The sequence below is a fragment of the Streptomyces sp. BBFR51 genome (assembly GCF_044591655.1).
Lineage (GTDB): Bacteria > Actinomycetota > Actinomycetes > Streptomycetales > Streptomycetaceae > Streptomyces.
In genome coordinates, this window is record NZ_CP172448.1 from 7495847 (window position 1) to 7514122 (window position 18276).

General features: G+C 71.3%; 16 protein-coding genes and 2 pseudogenes. 8 read left to right on the plus strand and 10 right to left on the minus strand.

Annotation, left to right across the window (positions count from 1 at the left end; all coding sequences use genetic code 11):
- Positions 1-14 precede the first annotated feature (14 nt).
- From ACGH7X_RS34040 to ACGH7X_RS34050, 3 genes are all read right to left on the minus strand, one after another.
- Positions 15-1019: a Gfo/Idh/MocA family oxidoreductase gene (locus tag ACGH7X_RS34040; protein WP_399892764.1), complete on the minus strand. Its 1005-nt coding sequence runs from the start codon at positions 1017-1019 to the stop codon at positions 15-17.
- A 76-nt stretch (positions 1020-1095) separates the two neighbouring features.
- Positions 1096-1887, minus strand: a complete 792-nt coding sequence (locus ACGH7X_RS34045) for an SDR family oxidoreductase (RefSeq protein ID WP_399892767.1) — start codon at positions 1885-1887, stop codon at positions 1096-1098.
- A gap of 5 nt (positions 1888-1892) precedes the next feature.
- Positions 1893-3053, minus strand: a complete 1161-nt coding sequence (locus ACGH7X_RS34050) for a phytanoyl-CoA dioxygenase family protein (protein WP_399892770.1) — start codon at positions 3051-3053, stop codon at positions 1893-1895.
- A 128-nt stretch (positions 3054-3181) separates the two neighbouring features.
- On the opposite strand from ACGH7X_RS34050, the gene ACGH7X_RS34055 reads away from it, so the two are divergent.
- Positions 3182-4213 (plus strand): LacI family DNA-binding transcriptional regulator, encoded by a 1032-nt coding sequence (locus ACGH7X_RS34055; RefSeq protein WP_399892772.1) that lies wholly within the window; start codon positions 3182-3184, stop codon positions 4211-4213.
- On the opposite strand, the gene ACGH7X_RS34060 is transcribed toward ACGH7X_RS34055, so the two are convergent.
- Positions 4183-4899 (minus strand): hypothetical protein, encoded by a 717-nt coding sequence (locus ACGH7X_RS34060; RefSeq protein WP_399892775.1) that lies wholly within the window; start codon positions 4897-4899, stop codon positions 4183-4185. The genes ACGH7X_RS34055 and ACGH7X_RS34060 overlap by 31 nt on opposite strands.
- Positions 4900-5044: 145 nt before the next feature.
- Complete coding sequence (locus tag ACGH7X_RS34065; protein ID WP_399892778.1) at positions 5045-6208, minus strand: Gfo/Idh/MocA family protein; 1164 nt, start codon at positions 6206-6208, stop codon at positions 5045-5047.
- A 208-nt stretch (positions 6209-6416) separates the two neighbouring features.
- Here ACGH7X_RS34065 and ACGH7X_RS34070 point away from each other — a divergent pair, with 208 nt between their 5' ends.
- The 7 genes from ACGH7X_RS34070 (at position 6417) to ACGH7X_RS34100 (ending at position 12711) form a co-directional block, all read left to right on the plus strand.
- Complete coding sequence (locus tag ACGH7X_RS34070) at positions 6417-7067, plus strand: GntR family transcriptional regulator (RefSeq protein ID WP_399892780.1); 651 nt, start codon at positions 6417-6419, stop codon at positions 7065-7067.
- An 86-nt stretch (positions 7068-7153) separates the two neighbouring features.
- Positions 7154-7906, plus strand: coding sequence for a PIG-L deacetylase family protein (locus ACGH7X_RS34075; protein ID WP_399892783.1), 753 nt, complete (start codon positions 7154-7156; stop codon positions 7904-7906).
- A complete protein-coding gene (locus ACGH7X_RS34080) occupies positions 7903-8610 on the plus strand; it encodes a 4-carboxy-4-hydroxy-2-oxoadipate aldolase/oxaloacetate decarboxylase (RefSeq protein WP_399892786.1) in 708 nt (235 codons plus the stop codon). The genes ACGH7X_RS34075 and ACGH7X_RS34080 overlap by 4 nt, the downstream gene beginning before the upstream one ends.
- Positions 8607-9722 carry a 4-oxalomesaconate tautomerase gene (locus ACGH7X_RS34085; protein WP_399892788.1) on the plus strand — a complete coding sequence of 372 codons (1116 nt, stop codon included), beginning with the start codon at positions 8607-8609 and terminating at the stop codon, positions 9720-9722. The genes ACGH7X_RS34080 and ACGH7X_RS34085 overlap by 4 nt, the downstream gene beginning before the upstream one ends.
- On the plus strand, positions 9703-10653 hold the full coding sequence (locus ACGH7X_RS34090) for a VOC family protein (RefSeq protein WP_399892791.1): 951 nt from the start codon (positions 9703-9705) through the stop codon (positions 10651-10653). Before ACGH7X_RS34085 ends, ACGH7X_RS34090 begins: the two co-directional genes overlap by 20 nt.
- 171 nt (positions 10654-10824) lie before the next feature.
- Positions 10825-12144: an MFS transporter gene (locus ACGH7X_RS34095; protein ID WP_399892794.1), complete on the plus strand. Its 1320-nt coding sequence runs from the start codon at positions 10825-10827 to the stop codon at positions 12142-12144.
- 117 nt (positions 12145-12261) lie between these two features.
- Positions 12262-12711, plus strand: a complete 450-nt coding sequence (locus ACGH7X_RS34100; protein ID WP_399892797.1) for a GNAT family N-acetyltransferase — start codon at positions 12262-12264, stop codon at positions 12709-12711.
- 62 nt (positions 12712-12773) lie between these two features.
- Here ACGH7X_RS34100 and ACGH7X_RS34105 read toward each other — a convergent pair.
- From ACGH7X_RS34105 to ACGH7X_RS34125, 5 genes and pseudogenes are all read right to left on the minus strand, one after another.
- Positions 12774-13160 (minus strand): annotated as a pseudogene (locus ACGH7X_RS34105) (bile acid:sodium symporter family protein); the annotation flags it as partial.
- Positions 13161-13529: pseudogene (locus ACGH7X_RS34110) on the minus strand (transposase); the annotation flags it as partial.
- A 660-nt stretch (positions 13530-14189) separates the two neighbouring features.
- Positions 14190-15152 (minus strand): sugar ABC transporter substrate-binding protein, encoded by a 963-nt coding sequence (locus tag ACGH7X_RS34115; RefSeq protein ID WP_399892800.1) that lies wholly within the window; start codon positions 15150-15152, stop codon positions 14190-14192.
- Between the two features lie 505 nt (positions 15153-15657).
- The gene (locus ACGH7X_RS34120; RefSeq protein ID WP_399892803.1) at positions 15658-15786 is read right to left on the minus strand and encodes a hypothetical protein; all 129 of its coding nucleotides are present in this window, start codon (positions 15784-15786) and stop codon (positions 15658-15660) included.
- 457 nt (positions 15787-16243) lie between these two features.
- Positions 16244-17929, minus strand: a complete 1686-nt coding sequence (locus ACGH7X_RS34125; RefSeq protein WP_399892805.1) for an ISAzo13 family transposase — start codon at positions 17927-17929, stop codon at positions 16244-16246.
- Positions 17930-18276 lie beyond the last annotated feature (347 nt).

An 18276-nucleotide genomic window follows, 5' to 3' on the forward strand; every position in this document is an offset into this window, starting at 1 on the left:
CTCCGCGGCCCGGCTCAGCCCCGCCGCACCTCCGCGATCGTCACCGGGCGGTGCTCGAGCAGCGACAGGGTGCACGCCTCGGCGATCCAGCCCGCCTCCAGCGCGTCCTCGATCGTGCAGGGGGAAGTACGGCTGCCCGCGACGACCTCGGTGAACGCGGTCAGCTCGGCGCGGTAGGCGGCGGCGAAGCGGTCCATGAAGAAGTCGTGCGGGATGCCGGACGGGAAGGTCGCGCCCGGCTCGACCGAGCGCAGCGGAAGCCTGTCCTCCAGACCCACGGCGATGGAGTCCTCGAAGCCGTGGATCTCCATGCGGACGTCGTGCCCCCGCGCGTTGTGGCGGCTGTTGGAGACCACGGCGATCGTGCCGTCGTCCAGGGTGAGGACCGCGCCGGTGGTGTCGGCGTCGCCCGCTTCCCTGATGTAGTCGGCGCCGCGGTTGCCGCCGACGGCGTACACCTCGCTCACCTCGCGGCCGGTCACCCAGCGGATGATGTCGAAGTCGTGCACCGAGCAGTCCCGGAAGATGCCTCCGGAGGCGGCGACGTAGGCGGCGGGCGGCGGCGCCGGGTCCAGCGTGGTCGACCGTACGGTGTGCAGCTTGCCCAGCTCACCGCCCCGCACGGCCGCCCGCGCGGCGACGAACCCGGCGTCGAAGCGGCGGTTGAAGCCGATCTGGACCGGCACGTCGTGGCCCGCGACCGCCTTGAGCACCTCGACGCCCTCCGTCATGGTGCGGGCGACGGGCTTCTCGCAGAAGACGGGTACGCCGGCCTCGACGGCGGCGCGCAGCAGGGCCGGGTGGGCGTCGGTCGCCGCGGCGACCACCACGCCGTCCACCCCGGCGGCCAGCACCGCCTCGGGCGAGTCCGCGACCTCGGCGCCGAACCGCTCGGCGGCCGCCTTCGCGGCGTCCGCGAACGGGTCGGTGACGACGAGCGAGCCGACGGCGTCGAGCCCGGAGAGGGTCTCGGCGTGGAAGGCGCCGATGCGGCCGAGGCCGAGGATTCCAATACGCATGCGGGTCGTGCTCCTTGGTGACTGTGCGGTGCGGTGCGGTGCGGTGTGCCGGTCGAACGGTCGTACGGGGAGTGGGTCAGTCCAGGCCGCCGAGAACGTTCTGGTCCCAGTCGATCACCGACCCGGTGACCACCCCGGACCGGTCGGACAGCAGCAGGACCACGAAGTCGGCGATCTCGTCCGGCTGCCCGAGCTTTCCCATCGGCAGCCGTGCGGCGGCCCGCTCGCGCCAGTCGTCCCCGGCGCCGTGGAAGGCGCGCTGGGTGGCGTCCTCGCCCTCGGTGGCCGTCCAGCCGATGTTCAGTCCGTTGATCCGTACCCGGTCCCAACGGTGCGCGTGCGCGGCGTTCCTGGTGAGGCCGACGAGGCCTGCCTTCGCGGCGACGTAGGGCGCCAGGAAGGGCTGCCCGCCGTGCGCCGAGGACGTGATGATGTTGAGGACGGTGCCCGGCGCGCCCCGGCCCACCATGTCCGCGACAGCGGCCTGCATCGCGAAGAACGGTGCCTTGAGATTGATCGCGATGTGCTGGTCGAACAGTTCGGGGGTGGTGTCGAGGAGCGTCCCCCGGGAGGTGAGCCCCGCCGAGTTGACCAGGCAGTCGACCCGGCCGTACGCGTCCACGACCCGGGTCACGGACGCCTTCGCCTGCCCGGCGTCCGCCAGGTCGGCCCGTACGAACAGCGCCTTGCCGCCCGCCGCCGTCAGCTCGGCGACCAGGGCCGCACCGGGCTCCGGGCGCCGCCCGGTGACGGCCACGACGGCCCCCTCGCGCACGGCGGCCCGCGCGATCGCGGCGCCGACGCCCTGGCTGCCGCCGTTGACCAGGACGACCTTGTCGTCGAGAAGTCCCGTCGCGTTCGCGTTCACGTGCCTCAGCTCTCCCGCCGTTCGCGGCCGGCCCGCAGCTCTGCGCCCAGGGTCTCGGGTGTCCACTCCTCGCGCAGCGCCCGCCGTACGAGGTCCGCCTGGGAGGGCGGGGCCAGTCCGTCGACCGGCGGGTCGCTGTCGAGGTTCGTCGGGAAGGGGTACCCCTCCGCGCTCGCGGCGATCACATGCTCCAGCCAGCGCTCGCCCACGCCCTCGGCCCGGCGCTTGAGCAGCACGGGGTAGACGGCGTTCACCACGGCTTCCCGGTCCACGGTCTCCATGGCGCGGCCGAAGGCTGAGGAGATCTGCAGCAGGTTGGCCATGCGGCGGATGTCCGCGGAGCGGTTGGTGCCGGCCGCGTGGAACAGCGCGGGGTTGAAGAAGACCGCGTCGCCCTTGGCGAGCGGCAGCTGGACGTGGTGCGCCTCGAAGTACGCCCGGAACTCGGGGAGCCGCCAGGCCAGGTAGCCGGGCTCGTACTTCTGCGAGTGCGGCAGGTACATCGTGGGCCCCGACTCGACGGGCATGTCGCGGTGTGCGACGGCGCCCTGGAGGGTGAGCACGGGGGAGAGGCGGTGCACGTGCGCCGGGTACGCGGCGGCGACCTCGCCCGAGAGGAAGCCCAGGTGGTAGTCGCGGTGCACGGTCTGGGCGGCGCCGCCCGGGTTGACCACGTTGATCTGCGAGGTGACCTGGTAGCCGGGGCCGAGCCAGGCGCGGGCGACCAGGGCCAGCGGCTCGTTGGCGTAGTACTCGGCGAACGCCTCGGGATCGTGCAGGGCCGCCTTCTCCAGGGCGTTCCACACCCGGTCGTTGGCGCCGGGCGCGGCGAAGTGGTCGCCGGACGTGGCACCCGAGGCACGCTGCTCGGCGATCAGGGCGTCGAACACGGCGGTGGCCCGGTCGACGACCGCCGGGTCCGGGTACGCGCCCTTGAGGACGACGATGCCGGGGCCGTCGGCGAGGGCGTGGACCAGTTCGGCCGCCGTCGCGCGGTCGTCGCGGAGCCGGCCGGCCTCGTAGACCGGGATGTTCCGCTCCACGGCCGAGGCCCGCGGATACGCGGCGGGGTCGGTGACGCTCTCGACGAGCGCGCGGAACGCGCCGAGGTCGCAGTCCCGTTCGAAAAGCCAGGCGCGGTGGGCGGGGACGGGAGTGGAGGACATCGTCGTCCTTTCGCTGACAGGGGCCACGCGGTGCTGACATTCTTGTCCTGACAAACGCGTCGAACAACCAGCAGGCGGCCATCAAAAACCCTTCAAGCCGCAGCTGTGGTCAAGCCAAGGAGCCGGTGATGGGCCACCCCTTCCCGATCAGGGAGATCGCACGTCAGGCGGGCCTGAGCGAGGCCACGGTCGACCGGGTGCTCAACGGCCGGGGCGGGGTGCGGCAGAGCACCGCGGACGAGGTGCGCCGGGCCATCGCCGACCTGGACCGGCAGCGCACCCAGGTCCGGCTGGTCGGCCGCACCTTCATGATCGACATCGTGATGCAGACCCCGGACCGCTTCTCCACCGCCGTACGCGCCGCGCTGGAGGCCGAACTGCCCTCCCTGCACCCCGCCGTCGTGCGCTCCCGCTTCCACTTCCGCCAGACCGGCCCGGCCGGGGAACTGACCGCCACCCTGGACCGCATCGCCCGCCGCGGCTCGCAGGGCGTGATCCTCAAGGCGCCGGACGTCCCCGAGGTGGCCACCGCGGTGGACCGGCTGACCGCCGCGGGCGTGCCCGTAGTGACCCTGGTGACGGACCTGCCCGTCAGCACCCGGCTCGGCTACGTCGGCATCGACAACCGGGCGGCCGGCGCGACCGCCGCGTACCTCATGGGCCAGTGGCTCGGCGAGCGGCCCGGCAACGTCCTCACCAGCCTCAGCAGCGGCTTCTTCCGCAACGAGGAGGAGCGCGAGATGGGCTTCCGGAGTGTGATGCGCGCCCGGCACCCGCGACGCCGGCTCGTCGGGGTCGCCGAGGGGCAGGGCCTGGACGCCACCCAGTACGAACTGGTCCGGGCCGCGCTGGAGCGCGACCCGGACATCCGTGCGGTGTACTCGATCGGCGGTGGCAACATCGCCACCCTGCGGGCCTTCGACGACCTCGGCCGTTCCTGCGCGGTGTTCGTCGCGCACGACCTCGACCAGGACAACACCCGCCTGCTGCGCGAGCACCGGCTGTCCGCCGTGCTCCATCACGACCTGCGCCAGGACGTACGGGAGGCCTGCCGGCTCGTCATGCGGGCCCACGGCGCGCTGCCGCCCGCGGGCCCGACACCGCCGTCCGCGATCCAGGTGGTCACCCCCTACAATATGCCGCCCGCGCCGGCCCGCTGACCGACGCCGGGACGGGCCGCGCCCCGGTAGACGCAGATGCCCAGGGCCAGCAGCCAGTAGCTCAGGACGGCGCCCATCAGGGCGGTGGTGCCCCAGCCGTTCGCCGCGTAGAAGTCGGCGGGGGTGTTGCCGAAGAACAGCGACGGCACGAAGGCCAGGTTGACGACGGCGAGGACGTACGCCGACCGGCCGGTCCAGCGCGGCAGCAGGCGGGTGCGGGAGACGGCGTACCCCACGGCCGTGAGGAAGAACGCGAGCATCAGCCGCGAGATCGACCCGTAGAGGATGTACGTGCCGCTGACGTCGATGGTCGGGTCGATCGGGTGGTCGGCGGCGATGACCGCGCCGGCCTCCAGACCGCTGGAGACCAGGGTGACCGTCGCGTAGACCAGCCCCGTGGCGAAGGCGAGGGAGCCCACCCACTCGTGGGCCGGGCTCACCCGCCTGACCAACTCCCGGAAGGCCGTCACGAACACGACGAGGAAGGCGAGCGCCACGATCCCGATCAGCAGCCGGGCCAGGACGTTCGCGTCCGGCGGCGGACCCGAGTAGACGAAGTACAGGGGGACTTCGACGATGAGGGCGGCAGCGGCGGCGATGCCCGCGCCACCGGTCAGCCGCCGGAGGAGGGTCTCGGTCGCGGGCGACTCGGTCATGGGTGACTGGGGCGTGGGTGACTCGGTCATGGGTTTCTCCCCAAGCGGTGAGGAAGGGCCTGCCGTCGGCGTGTTCGCCGACGACACGAGCCTGCCGCCCCGGGGGCCCGGCGTCCCTGGGCCTGATGCCCGGACCGGGGGTGGTGCCACCCACACTCCCGGTCGGCGCCCGCCGTCACCTCTCCTGCCGGACCTCGGCCCAGGCGCCGCTCTCGGCGGACCGCGTCATGGCCTCCAGAACGGCCGCGCTGTGCACGGCGTCCGGCAGGGTGGCGCCGTGCGGGACGCCCTCCGCGACCGAGCGCAGGAAGCGGTAGGCCTCCACCACCTTCAGGTCGTCGTACCCCATGGCGTTCGCGGCACCCGGCTGAAAGGCGCCGAACTCGCCGTGCCCCGGGCCCACATGGACGGTGCTGACGGGCTGGTCCTGGTACGTGGTGCCGCGGCTGACGCCGAGTTCGTTCATACGGCGGAAGTCCCAGAACACCGCGCCCGTGGTGCCGTGCACCTCGAAGCCGTAGTTGTTCTGCTCGCCGACCGAGACCCGGCAGGCCTCCAGGACACCGCGGGCGCCGGAGGTGAAACGCAGCAGGCAGTTGACGTAGTCCTCGTTCTCGACCGGTCCTGGCTCGCCGCCGACGGCCCGGGAGTGACCCGCGGTGGCCGCGGTGGGGCGGGCCCGCTCGGGCAGGAAGATCGCCGTGTCGGCGGTCAGGGACGCGATGTCGCCGAGCAGGAAGCGGGCCAGATCGGCGCCGTGCGAGGCCAGGTCGCCCAGTACGCCGCTGCCGCCGCGCTCGCGCTCGAACCGCCACGTCAGGGCGCCCTCGGGATGGGCCGCGTAGTCGCTGAACAGACGGATGCGGACATGCGTGACGGCGCCGATCTCCCCGGCGGCGATCAGGTCGCGGGCGGCCTCGACGGCGGGCGCGTTGCGGTAGTTGAAGCCGACCGCGCCCTGCACTCCGGCCTTGGCCACCGCGTCCGCCACCGCGCGGGCGTCGCCGGCGGTCAGTCCGACCGGCTTCTCGATCCAGATGTGCTTGCCCGCCTCGGCCATCGCCACGGCGATCTCGCGGTGCAGGAAGTTCGGCGCGGTGATGCTGACCGCCCGCACGCGCGGGTCGGCGGCCACCTCCCGCCAGTCGCGGGTCGTCGAGGCGAACCCGAACTGCGCGGCAGCCTCCTCGGCCCGCCCCGGCACCTCCTCGGCGACCGTCAACAACTCCGGGCGCAGCGCGAGGTGCGGATAGTGGTGCCGGACGCGGGCGTACGCCTGGGTGTGCACCCGGCCCATCCAGCCGAAACCGACGACCGCGACACCGAGTGCGTCGACCATGAGAGCCCCTCTTCGGACCTGTCCGTGATCTGTCCAGGCCACCCTGGGCGGGCATCGGCATCATGTCAACCTTTTGACAGGACAAACATCGCGACGGCGGGAGCGGTCCGGAAGGGGCGCCGGAACGCCAAATAACGCAAACAAAATTGTTGACAATCTTGTTTGGCTAGATTTACGTTCGACAGGCACTCACTCAGGGAGGGCAACCATGCCGAACCAAGCCCGTCCGGGCACCGGGGAGCAGGCCAAACAGCTTGCGCTCGGGCAGCTGCGGCAGGCGATCCTGCGCGGCGACATGGCACCCGCGCAGCGGCTGGTGGAGAACGAACTCGCCGAGCAGTTCGGCGTGACCCGGGCCAGCATCCGGGCCGCGCTGATCGACCTGGAGTCCCAGGGGCTCGTCGAGCGCATCCGCAACCGCGGCTCACGGGTGCGGGTGGTCACCGTGGAGGAGGCGGTCGCCATCACCGAGTGCCGCCTGGTCCTCGAGGGGCTCTGCGCGGCCAAGGCCGCCGCCGCCGTCGACGACGGGCAGATCGCCCGGCTCAAGGACCTGGGCTCGGCGATGCGCAAGGCCGTGGCCGGCGGGGAACCACTGACCTACTCGGACCTCAACCACGAACTCCACGCCAGGATCCGGGAGTTCTCCGGCCAGCTCACGGCCGTGGAGCTGCTGGAGCGGCTCAACGCCCAACTGGTGCGGCACCGCTTCCAGTTGGCACTGCGCCCGGGGCGTCCGCAGCAGTCCCTGAACGAGCACCTGGCCATGATCGAGGCGATCGAGGCCAGGGACCCACAGGCCGCCGAGGCGGCCGTCCGGGCCCACCTCACCAGCGTGATCGAGGCACTGCGCGACTGACACACGCGCGTGACGCAGGCACCTGAGACAGGCACCTGAGACACGCACCGAGGCGGGCGCCACCTGTCCACCAAGGAGATTCACCCATGACGTACGGCAACGCGCCCGCCGCCGTCCCCCGCTCGACCCTCGTCGTCACCGCGCACGCGGGGGACTTCGTGTGGCGGGCGGGCGGCGCCATCGCGCTGGCCGCCTCGCGCGGGGAGAAGGTCACCATCGCGTGCCTGACCTTCGGCGAGCGCGGCGAGTCCGCCAAGGCCTGGCGCGAGGGCAAGAAGCTGGCGGAGATCAAGGCGCTGCGCCGGGAGGAGGCCGAGAAGGCCGCCGCCACGCTCGGCGCCGAGGTCCGCTTCTTCGACGCCGGAGACTACCCGCTGACCGTCACCCCGGAGCTGACCGACCGGCTCGTCGAGGTCTACCGCGCCACCCAGCCCGACGTCGTACTCACCCACCCGGTCGAGGACCCGTACAACGGCGACCACCCGGCCGCCCACCGCATGGCAATGGAGGCGCGCGTCCTGGCCCAGGCCATCGGCTACCCGGGTGAGGGCGAGATCATCGGCGCCCCGCCCGTCTTCTACTTCGAGCCGCACCAGCCCGAGATGAGCGGCTTCAGGCCCGAGGTCCTGCTCGACATCACCGAGGTGTGGGAGACCAAGCGCAAGGCGATGGAGTGCCTCGCCGCGCAGCAGCACCTGTGGGACTACTACACCGACCTCGCCGTCCGCCGGGGTGTCCAGCTCAAGCGCAACGCGGGCCCCAACCTGGGCCTGGCGCACCAGACCATGGCCGAGGCGTTCATGCGCCCCTACCCGCAGATCGCGAAGGAGCTGGCATGAGCGGCGTCGTCGTCACCAACCCGCCCAAGGCCGACGCCGAGGACGTCGAGGCACTCGCCGCGTACGGTGTCGCCACCGTCAGCGAGGCCATGGGCCGCACCGGGCTGCTCGGCCCGGAGATCCGCCCCGTCCAGCAGGGCGTACGGGTCGCGGGCACCGCGGTCACGGTGCTCAGCTGGCCCGGCGACAACCTGATGATCCACGCCGCCGTGGAGCAGTGCGGCGAGGGCGACGTCCTGGTCGTCACCACCACCTCCCCCTCCACCGACGGCATGTTCGGCGAGCTGTTCGCCACCGCCCTCCAGCGGCGCGGCGTCCGCGGCCTGGTCACGGGCGCGGGCATCCGCGACACCCAGGAGCTGCGGGAGATGGGCTTCGCCGCCTGGTCCCGTGCCGTCTCCGCACAGGGCACGGTGAAGGCCACCGGCGGCTCGGTCAACGTGCCGGTCGCCGTCGACGGCCGGGTGATCCGCCCCGGTGACGTGATCGTCGCCGACGACGACGGGGTGGTGGTCGTCCCGCGCGAGGACGCCCGGCGGGTCGCCGACGCCTGCGAGGCCCGCGAGCAGAAGGAGGCCGCCACCCGCGCCGCCTTCGTCGAAGGGCAACTCGGCCTCGACCGCTACGGATTGCGCGAGAAGCTGAAGCAACTCGGCGTCACCTACCAGTCGTACGAGGAGTACGCCGCCGGGGAGCGGCCGTGACCGGCACCGAGGAGGTGCGCTGCACGCTGATGCGCGGCGGCACCTCCAAGGGCGCCTACTTCCTCGCCGCCGACCTCCCCGCCGACCCCGGCGCCCGCGAGGACCTGCTGCTGCGGACCATGGGCAGCCCCGATGCCCGCCAGATCGACGGCCTGGGCGGCGCCCACCCGCTGACCAGCAAGGTCGCCGTGGTCTCCCGCTCGGACGACCCGGACGCGGACGTGGACTACCTGTTCCTCCAGGTCGCCGTGGACGCCCCGGAGGTCACCGACCGGCAGAACTGCGGCAACATCCTCGCGGGGGTGGGCCCGTTCGCCGTCGAGCGCGGGCTCGTACCGGCCGGCGACGCCGAGACGTCCGTACGCATCCGGATGCTCAACACCGGTGAACTCGCCGTCGCGACCTTCCCGACCCCGGGCGGACGCGTCGACTACACGGGGGACACCGGGATATCCGGCGTACCCGGCACCGCCGCCGCGGTCGTCATCGAGTTCCCGCAGGGCGCCGGCCCCCTCCTGCCCACGGGCAACGTCCGCGACACCGTCTCCGGCACCGAGGTGACCTGCGTCGACAACGGCATGCCGGTCGTGCTGATCCCGGCCGCCGCGCTGAAGGCCACCGGCTACGAGACGCCCGCGGAACTGGAGCAGGACGCGGCGCTCGCCGACCGCCTGAACGAGATCCGGCTGGCCGCCGGGCACCTGATGGGCCTCGGCGACGTCGAGGGCGCCACCGTGCCCAAGCTGACCCTGCTCGCCCCGCCCCGCGACGGCGGCGCGGTCACCACCCGCACCTTCATCCCCGTGCGCTGCCACACCTCCATCGGCGTCCTGGGCGCCGCGAGCGTGGCGGCGGGGCTGCGGGTCCCCGGTGGCGTGGGGGAGGGGATCGCCCGACTCCCCGAGTCCGGCGACCGCGTCCGGGTGGAACACCCCACCGGCTTCCTGGAGGTCGGCGTGGATCTCGACCCCGGTCCGCTCGTGGTCCGCCGTACCGCCGTCGTACGCACCGCGCGCAAGATCTTCGACGGCACCGTCTTCCCCCGGTCCGCAGCGACGGCACCGGTCCCCGCACAACGCCCTGGAGGCCACCATGACTCCGCCGCTCGGTGACATCGCCCATGTCGGCCACGCCCAGCTCTTCACACCCGACCTGGACGCGAGCGTCGCCTTCTTCACGGACTACCTGGGCCTGACCGTCAACGGACAGGACGGCGACACCGTCTACCTGCGCACCTACGACGACTACGAACACCACAGCCTCGTCCTCACCGCCCGTGAACAGCCCGGCCTCGGCCGCCTCGCGCTGCGCACCTCCAGCGAGGAGGCGCTCAGGCGCAGGGTGGCGGCGCTGGAGGCGGCGGGACGGCCCGGCACATGGGTCCAGGACGAGCCGGGCATCGGCGAGCTGTACCTCACCACCGACCCCGACGGGCACGAGCACGCCCTGTACTGGGAGAGCGAGCACTACCGGGCGCCCGAGGAACTGAGGCCCGCTCTCAAGAACCAGCCGCAGGCCAGACCCAACCGGGGCGTGGGCGTGCGCCGCCTGGACCACATCAACTTCCTCGCCGCCGACGTGCTCGCGAGCGCCGAGTTCCAGCAACAGCTCCTCGGCGCCCGGGCCACCGAGCAGATCCGGCTCGACTCCGGGAAGATCGCGGCCCGTTGGCTGACCTTCACGGACAAGTCGTACGACGTCGTCTACACCGAGGACTGGACCGGTTCGTCCGGGCGCCTGCACCACATCGCCTTCGCGGCCGACACCCGCGAGGACATCCTGCGCGCCGCCGACCTCGCCATCGACACCGGTGTGTTCATCGAGACCGGCCCGCACAAGCACGCCATCCAGCAGACGTTCTTCCTCTACGTCTACGAGCCCGGCGGCAACCGCATCGAACTGTGCAACCCGCTCACCCGCCTGGTGCTGGCGCCCGACTGGCCGCTCATCACCTGGACCGAGGCCGAGCGGGCCAAGGGGCAGGCCTGGGGCCTGAAGACCATCGCGTCCTTCCACACCCACGGCACACCGCCGGTCGCCTGACAGGTTTCGCACAGGGGGGTGGGTCGCGCGTGTCCGCGCGCGGCCCACCCCCCAAATCGTTGCTGAGATTGTTAACAAAAGCGTTGACACTCCTGGAGTGCGCTCCTTAGCGTCGCCCCATCACACGTCCGTCCCCTCCAGGCACCGCCTCCTGGACGAGAGGAAACAACGATGTCCTCCTCACCCGCGCTGTCCGCCCGCGGCAGCAGACTGGCCCTGCTGGTCGTCGGCCTCTGCTGGCTGGCCGTCCTCTTCGACGGCCTGGACATGTTCATCTACGGCTCGGTGCTGCCCCACATGCTTCGGGAGAAGGCCCTCGGCATCACCTCGGGCCAGGCCGGCGACCTCGGCAGCTACGCCACCTTCGGCATGCTGGTCGGCGCGCTCGCCGCGGGGACGGTGGCCGACCGGATCGGCCGCAAGAAGCTGATGCTCTCCTGCGTCACGCTCTTCTCACTGGCCTCCGGCCTCTGCGCGGTCGCCGGGAGCGTCTCCGTCTTCGGGCTCGGCCGGACCCTGGCCGGTGTCGGCCTCGGCGGACTGCTGCCGACCGCGATCAGCATGGTCTCCGACTACGCCCCCCGGGGCCGCGCCGCGATCACCATCGGCCTGCTGATGACCGCCCACCACGCCGGCGGCATCCTGTCCGCCTACGTGGCCCTGTGGATCGTCGAGCCGCTCGGCTGGCGCTCCGCCTTCTGGGTCTGCGTGGTCCCGCTGCTCTTCGTCCCGGTGCTCCTGAGGTTCCTGCCCGAGTCGCTGAGCTTCCTCGTCGCCCACGGCCGGACCGAGGAGGCCCGCGCGCTGGCCGGCCGCCACGACGTCGAACTCCCCGCTGCCCCCGCCGGGAAGCCGGTCACCGCCCGCTGGGAGAACCTGGCCAACCTCTTCCGCGGCCGCGAGTGGATCCAGACCCTGCTGTACTGGCTGGCCTCCTTCGGCGGACTGCTGCTCGTCTACGGCGTCGCCACCTGGCTGCCCACCCTGATGCGCGGCGAGGGCTACGAACTGGGCTCCGCGCTGACCTTCGTCGTGCTGTTCAACCTCGGCGGCATCGTCGGCATGCTGGTCGCGGGCCGCGCCTCTGACCGCTTCGGCGCCCCGCGCATCTCGGCGATCTGGTTCGCGCTGACCGCCTGCGGCGTCTTCCTGCTCAGCGTCCACATGCCGCTGACGCTGACCTTCGTGGTCGTCTTCCTCACCGGCGTCTTCCTCAACAGCGCCCAGACCATGATCTACGCGACCGTGTCCATCGGCTCCACCCCGGCCAACCGCGCCACCGCCGTCGGCTGGACCTCCGGCATGGGCCGCTTCGGCGCCGTCTTCGGCCCCTGGCTCGGCGGCCAGTTGCTCGCCGCGAACAAGGGCGACTGGGGCTTCACCGCCTTCGCCATCGCCGGCTTCTCCTCCATGGTCTTCATCGGCATCGCGGCCCTGCGCACGAAGCCAGCCGACGACAGCGCGGAGCAGAAGCTGGTCGGCGCGCACTGATCGCCCCCGGCGGCAGAGACGCAAGCCGGCCACCGCGAGGACGCGGCGGCCGGCATCGGCGTACGGACCGGCAGCCAGCCGGAACCGGGCAGGACCACGGCCGGTAGCGTGACGATCATGGTGGAGTGGGAAGTCCGGCCCGCGTCGGCGTCGGACGTGGAAGCCGTCGCCGAGTTACGGGCCGTGGTACTGCGGGCGGACCTGGAGCGGCTCGGCCGGTACGACGAACGGCGGGTGCGGCAGCGGCTGAGGGACGGATTCGACCGGACGCACACCTGGGTGATCGAGGTGGAGGGCGCGCTCGTCGGCTGCGTGGCGCTGCGGCCAGCCGAGGACGGCCGGTGGCTGGAGCACTTCTACCTCACCCCGCGCCTGCAGGGCGCAGGCATCGGCTCGACCGCGCTCCGCGCGCTGCTGGCGCGGTGCGCGGAGCGCGGCGGTGATCCCGTCCGCCTGAACGTACTGCGGGGCAGCGCGGCCCGACGGCTGTACGAGCGGCACGGGTTCACCGTCGAGACCGAGGACGCCGTGGACGTCTTCATGGTGCGCGAGCCCGTCCGGACCTGACCGGCGGCCGGCCCGCGCCGACCCGGCCCGCCTCGGAGAACCCCCGCTCGGCCGGCCCTCGGTCACCGCCCCTGGCGCGACAGCCAGGCAGCGGTCAGGGAGCCGGAGACGTTGTGCCAGACGGAGAACACCGCGGCCGGCAGCGCCGCCAGCGGGCTGAAGTGGGCCGTGGCCAGTGAGGCCGCGAAGCCGGAGTTCTGCATGCCGACCTCGAAGGCCATGGCGCGGCTCCCCGGTTCGCCGAGCCTGCCCAGGCGCCCCGCTCCGTAGCCGAGCGCCAGCCCGAGGCCGTTGTGCAGCACGACGGCGAGGAACACCACCCCGGCCGACGACTTGATGGCGTCGGCGCTGCCCGCAATGACCACGGCCACGATCACGGAGATCGTCAGAGCCGACAGCCACGGCAGCACGGGTAGCGCCCGCCGCACATACCGCCCCGCCACGAGCCGTTATGAGTCCTTCCAGTTAGGAGTTGGTTCTCGGGTGAACCTGCGGCTCATCAGGTCGATCATCGCGAGACGGATCATGGCCTCGGAGCGATGCGGATGGGTTTCGTAGTCGCGGGCGAGACGGCGGTGGTTCATGAGCCGGCCGAATGTCCGCTCGACGACCCAGCGCCGCGGGATGACCTTGAATCCCTTCTGTCCAGGGTCACGCCGTGCGGTCTCGACGTCGATGCCGAGGTGGGCGCCGTGGTCGATGTCCTTGGTCCGGTAGCCGGTGTCGGCCCAGGCCTTGGTGATCCGAGGGTGGGCTTTGGCAATGCTCGAAAGTAGATTGATGCCACCGGCAATGTCGGCGACGCTGGCGGTGGACAGCCGTCCGAGGCCCGAGGTCGTGGCGGGTCAGGAGGCCGACCGCGACGTTGCTCCGGGACCGCCCGCGTTCGCACCGCGCCACGGCGGGGGTGCCTGTCGGCCAGGGCACGCGCGTGTGGTGACGCGACGGGGCGGCTTCGTCCTCGAACGAAGCCGCCCCCGTGACGCGAGGACCGGTTGTCGCCTACGACGGTCCGCGGGAGACACCGCCGGACCTGCGGCCATGGCCGACGAGTGCGGACGAGGCCCGTCGGCGGCCCGTGGCGGTCTGGTGAGAACACGCTCAGGCGCCGTGGTTGGACTCAGGAGAGTCCAGCACGGAGGAAGGCCGGGTGAAGGTGTCAACGGCCTCGTCGGGTGCGGGCAGGCCCACTCCCGGCAGTCGACCGACGACACGTCGCACAAGCGAGCGGCACCGCATGGGTCGGTTGCTGTATGACGAGCGGCAATGGCAGGCGCATGATGTGACGAGCGGCCGCCTCCGACGTCAGCCCGTTCCCCACACCGGTGAGCAGGTGAGCGAAGGCGTGCTCGTAAACCGACTGTATCGACGGGTCCGACGGGTGTACGAGAGCGCCCACGATCATGGCCGGGAGGACTCGCGGCCCGCGGTTGCGGGCGTCAATCAGTCACGGCGTGCAGGAGTCCGGCGCGGCCGTCTCAGTAGTCGGAGGGGCAGTACAGGGGTGCCGTATCCGCGTTGGCCTTGGTGACCAGGCGGATGGGGGTGTGGTCGATCTTCTGCGCCCTTCTGTCGCGCAGCAGGGCGATGGTGTTGCGGACGGCCAGTTCGCCGGTGTTCCCGGCCGAGTTGGACACCGTCGCGGAGAAGCGTCCGTCCTTCAGTGCTGCGAGGGCCTCGTCGGTGCCGTTGACCGTCACTATCCTGACATGGTCCGCTCCGGCCGCGTCGAAGGCCTTGCGGGCGGCGAAGGCCATCTGCTCGTTGGCGACGAAGGCGTAGTCCAGGCTGGGGTGGGCCCGGGCCATGGTGGCGGCGACCTCGCCGGCCTTCTTGGGATCGAACATGCCCGGCTGTTCGGCGACCACCTCGGCGTTGGCGGGCAGGGCCTTGGTGAAGCCGTCGGTGAGCAGGTCGGAGGCAGCGCCCGGCGCCCCCGCGATGACGGCGACCTGTACGTCCCGGCCCGCTGCGTCGTCGCCGACCCACTGGGCGTCCAACTGTCCTACGGCGTGGAGGTCGACGACCACCGCTCCCAGGATGTCGTCGGGGTCGGTGCTCACGGAGGTCAGGAAGACGGGGATGCCCGCCTCCTCTGCCTTCTCGATGTCGCGTTTCAGGGTGTCCGTGTCGACGGTCTGCAGGATGATCGCGTCGACCCCGCGCGCGATCATGACCTCGATGTTGTTCAGCTCGGTCGAGGCGTTCTGCCGGGAGTTGGAGGTGACCAGCCTCGCGAAGTTGTTCTTGGCGGTGATCTCCACGGACCGCTGGAGGCAGGTGTGGAACTCGCTGTCGCCGCCGTTGACGAATCCGAGGGTGAGCGGCCCGTCGTCCGTGGAACCGGAGTCGGCGGGGTAGAGACCGCAGCCGCTCAGTAGCAGGCCGGTGCCGACGAGCAGGAAGTGGAGGGCTCTTCGGCGACGGACGGGGGTGGGCATGGCAAGGCCGCCTTTCCGGGGAGTGCTGGAGATGTACGCGCGGCTTCGTTCGCCGACGGTCGTCCGGCGGCGGTGTACGCGTGCGGTGGCCACAGCTTGTGCGGCCACGCGACGGCGCGACGGTACCGCCGGACAGTGGGGTGTTCACCCTCTCGGGAGCGCAAGGTAAGCATGCGCGTAGGCGTAGGCTTGCATCGCTCGATATGCCCTCAAGTCGGGTGCTGGTCAGTACTCTTCGTCGGTGGCCAGATCGTGGGGCAATCGGCGGCGGAGTTGATCGAACCCTTCCCCTTGGTGGTCGGTATGGGTGTGCTTCGGCCGGCGCCGCGGCGGAGCGGGCACGTGGCCTGTGCCGGGCGATTGGTGGGGCAGGCCATCGAGTGATCGAGACTTCTCTCAAGCCCGCCAGGCGCTCTGCGAAGGCTCGGACGCCACGGGCGTCAGCCATCTCGGGCGGGGTGGTGCGCGACGTACGGGGGATGCGCGTTCAGGCCGGTCCGCGCTGTCACTGCGAGAGGTGGGGGCTCGCCGTAGCCATCGCGAGTGACGCAAGCGTGCCGACCAGCGTGAAGCAGGCGGCGGTGAGCAGGGCGTCGCCGTAGGCTCCGGTGGGGAGTGCGATCCACGGATCCAAGCGCGAACACCACCGTGTTGGCGACCGCGAAGGTGCGCTGTCCGTAGAAGCCGGAGCGGCACGAGAGGGGCGCGGCTCACTCATTCGATCGTGAGGAACACACCGATGAGGACCACGGACGCGAGGAGAGCAGACCAGACTGCGGGTGCGCTCCAGTGCTGGCTCTCCGCGGTGATCACACCGTAGGTGAACGCGGTGAGGCCCCCGGTGACAGCCGGTGCTCCGGGTAGATCCAGTCGGCGGAACCGGCTGGTCTCCGCGTGGTCGCGGACCTGCAGCAGAGCGGCGGCAAAAGCGAGAACACCGACGGGAGCGTTGACAAAGAAGATCCATCGCCAGCCGGCGTACTGGGTGAGCAGCCCCCGCGAACCGCTCCGGATGCGCCACCCGCCGCCGCGAGCGCACTCCAGAGGCCCATGGCCCGTGCTCGCGCCGCGCCCTAAGGGCTCGCAGGGAATTAACCTGCTGGTTTGATCTTCGTGGGATTGCTATTGGCGAGGAACGCGGTGACGTCAGCGGGTGTGTGGAACCTGGCTGTCGAGGGTGGAATGGTGCAACCGTGCTCGGCCAGGAGAGGCTGGACTTGGTGAACGGCCCTGGTGAGGGTGCTGGTGTTGACTCCGAAGAGCTGGGCGAGGAGATGGCGGGTGCCGAGTTTGCGCAGGTAGAGCACGGTGGCCAGGACTCTGTCGAAGGTGGTCAGCTTGTCTTTGGCCCCAGCGCCCCGAGCACGGATGCGCTCGCCCCCTCGCTGTCGGAGCCGTCCTTGCTCACGTAACTCGTCGAGGTGTGATGTCAGTTGGTTGACGAGTTCGTCCAGCGCCGGTTCGGGCATGCCGGTCAGCTCCGGGTTGCGCAGGCACCCGGTGCAGGGCTGCGAAGACGGGTCGCCGGTCGGCCACGGGGTCGTGGCTGCGCTGGTGGTGTCGCGCGGTGGCGGGTGGAGGGTGTAGTTCCAGTCGCCGTGGAAACGGTGCCGGTGCATGGGCAGAGCGTCGATGTCGCTGTCGGTGACCTTGATGCCGGTGTCGTAGGTGCCCGGGTCGAGTTCGGCGTGGACGGTCAGCCCGGTGCGGGTGGTGGTTGCCGCGATGCTGTTGACGATGACGTCGTGGCTGGTCAGCGGGCGCCCGCGCCAGTTCATGGAGATGTGGGAGAACAGCCGGTGCTCGATCTTGTTCCACTTCGAGGTGCCCGGCGGCATGTGGCAGACCGTGATGTCCAAGCCCGTCTCGGCGGCCAGGGCGGCGAGTTCAGTCTTCCAGGCGCGGGTGCGGTAGCCGTTGGACCCGCCCGCGTCCGCGGTGATCAGCAGGTGGGTGGCGGCCGGGTAGTCGTGCCGACCCCGGGCCTGCCACCAGCGGCGGATGGAGGCGACGGCGAACGCGGCGGTGTCGTGATCGGTGCCGACACTGACCCAGCCGGTGTTCGCGGCGATGTCATAGATCCCGTAGGGGATCGCCTTGCCCGGCCCCTGCCGGTCCAGGAAGTCGTGCGTCTTGACCAGGACCGGCTCACCGGCAGGCCGCCACTGGTGGCCCGCGTTCTTGTAGTCGCCGATGAGTTCTTTCTTCTTCGTGTCCACGCTGATCACCGGCTGGCCGGCGCTCATGTGTCCTCTGGCCTGCTCGTTGATGTAGCGGAACTGGGCGTCGCGGTCCGGGTGCTGCCTGCCCTCGAGTATCTTGGCGCCCGCCTGCAGGCTGAAGCCCTCCTCCCGCAGCAGGTCACCGACCGTGTCCGCACTCACCCGGTGCCCCTGACCGGTGAGCGCGGCCGCCAGGCTTCTGGTCGACTTCACCGTCCAGCGCAGCGGCGACATCGGATCACCCCGCTCATCGGGTTCCACCAGGGCCAGCAGCGCGGACCGCAGCCCAGGATCAAGATCTGCGGACCGCTTGCGGCCGCCACCGGGCCTGCGTACCCGCCCCAGGGGTTCCTCGCCGGCCTCCAGCTCGTCCACGCCCTTGCGGACCGTCGTCTCACTGACCTGGGCCGCCCGCGCGACCGCCCGGATACCGCCGTGACCCAGGATCCGGGCCTCGGCCCCCATCATCAGCCGCCGCTGCCGTTCGTCGAGGTGCGGGAACAACACCTCGAACCTCACAGCGAGTTGACCGCGGACCTCGTCGGAGATGCTCATACCACAACAACGAGCCGCATCACGGGAAGCAACATGTTAATTCCCTGCGAGCCCTTAGGGAGGTGCGGCGGCAGTGGTCCTAGTGCCCCCGAAACCAAAGCGCAAGGCAAGAACCGCGGCATCTAATGCTGCACCGCCTGCACGGCTGATTCGTGCCGCGCCGTAGACAGGCGCGAGACATGTGACCAACGTTGCGTAGTGCAACAGGGCCAGCGACGGCTCCCCGCCGCGGCCACGCATGCCCGCCCCCACTGTTGCCGCAGTGAGGCAGAAGGGTGCCGCTCTCATGTGCCAGGCCGCAGACGCCATCCCGTCCGGCAACGGTGCTGTCGCCGCGCACCTGCCCG

What these genes read in the sequence shown, in the direction of transcription:
- ACGH7X_RS34040 (WP_399892764.1), bottom strand. Translation starts at nt 1,019, where the DNA reads ATGCGTATTGGAATCCTCGGCCTCGGCCGCATCGGCGCCTTCCACGCC.
- ACGH7X_RS34050 (WP_399892770.1), bottom strand. Translation starts at nt 3,053, where the DNA reads ATGTCCTCCACTCCCGTCCCCGCCCACCGCGCCTGGCTTTTCGAACGG.
- ACGH7X_RS34055 (WP_399892772.1), top strand. Translation starts at nt 3,182, where the DNA reads ATGGGCCACCCCTTCCCGATCAGGGAGATCGCACGTCAGGCGGGCCTG.
- ACGH7X_RS34060 (WP_399892775.1), bottom strand. Translation starts at nt 4,899, where the DNA reads ATGACCGAGTCACCCACGCCCCAGTCACCCATGACCGAGTCGCCCGCG.
- ACGH7X_RS34065 (WP_399892778.1), bottom strand. Translation starts at nt 6,208, where the DNA reads ATGGTCGACGCACTCGGTGTCGCGGTCGTCGGTTTCGGCTGGATGGGC.
- ACGH7X_RS34070 (WP_399892780.1), top strand. Translation starts at nt 6,417, where the DNA reads ATGCCGAACCAAGCCCGTCCGGGCACCGGGGAGCAGGCCAAACAGCTT.
- ACGH7X_RS34075 (WP_399892783.1), top strand. Translation starts at nt 7,154, where the DNA reads ATGACGTACGGCAACGCGCCCGCCGCCGTCCCCCGCTCGACCCTCGTC.
- ACGH7X_RS34080 (WP_399892786.1), top strand. Translation starts at nt 7,903, where the DNA reads ATGAGCGGCGTCGTCGTCACCAACCCGCCCAAGGCCGACGCCGAGGAC.
- ACGH7X_RS34090 (WP_399892791.1), top strand. Translation starts at nt 9,703, where the DNA reads ATGACTCCGCCGCTCGGTGACATCGCCCATGTCGGCCACGCCCAGCTC.
- ACGH7X_RS34095 (WP_399892794.1), top strand. Translation starts at nt 10,825, where the DNA reads ATGTCCTCCTCACCCGCGCTGTCCGCCCGCGGCAGCAGACTGGCCCTG.
- ACGH7X_RS34100 (WP_399892797.1), top strand. Translation starts at nt 12,262, where the DNA reads ATGGTGGAGTGGGAAGTCCGGCCCGCGTCGGCGTCGGACGTGGAAGCC.
- ACGH7X_RS34115 (WP_399892800.1), bottom strand. Translation starts at nt 15,152, where the DNA reads ATGCCCACCCCCGTCCGTCGCCGAAGAGCCCTCCACTTCCTGCTCGTC.
- ACGH7X_RS34125 (WP_399892805.1), bottom strand. Translation starts at nt 17,929, where the DNA reads ATGAGCATCTCCGACGAGGTCCGCGGTCAACTCGCTGTGAGGTTCGAG.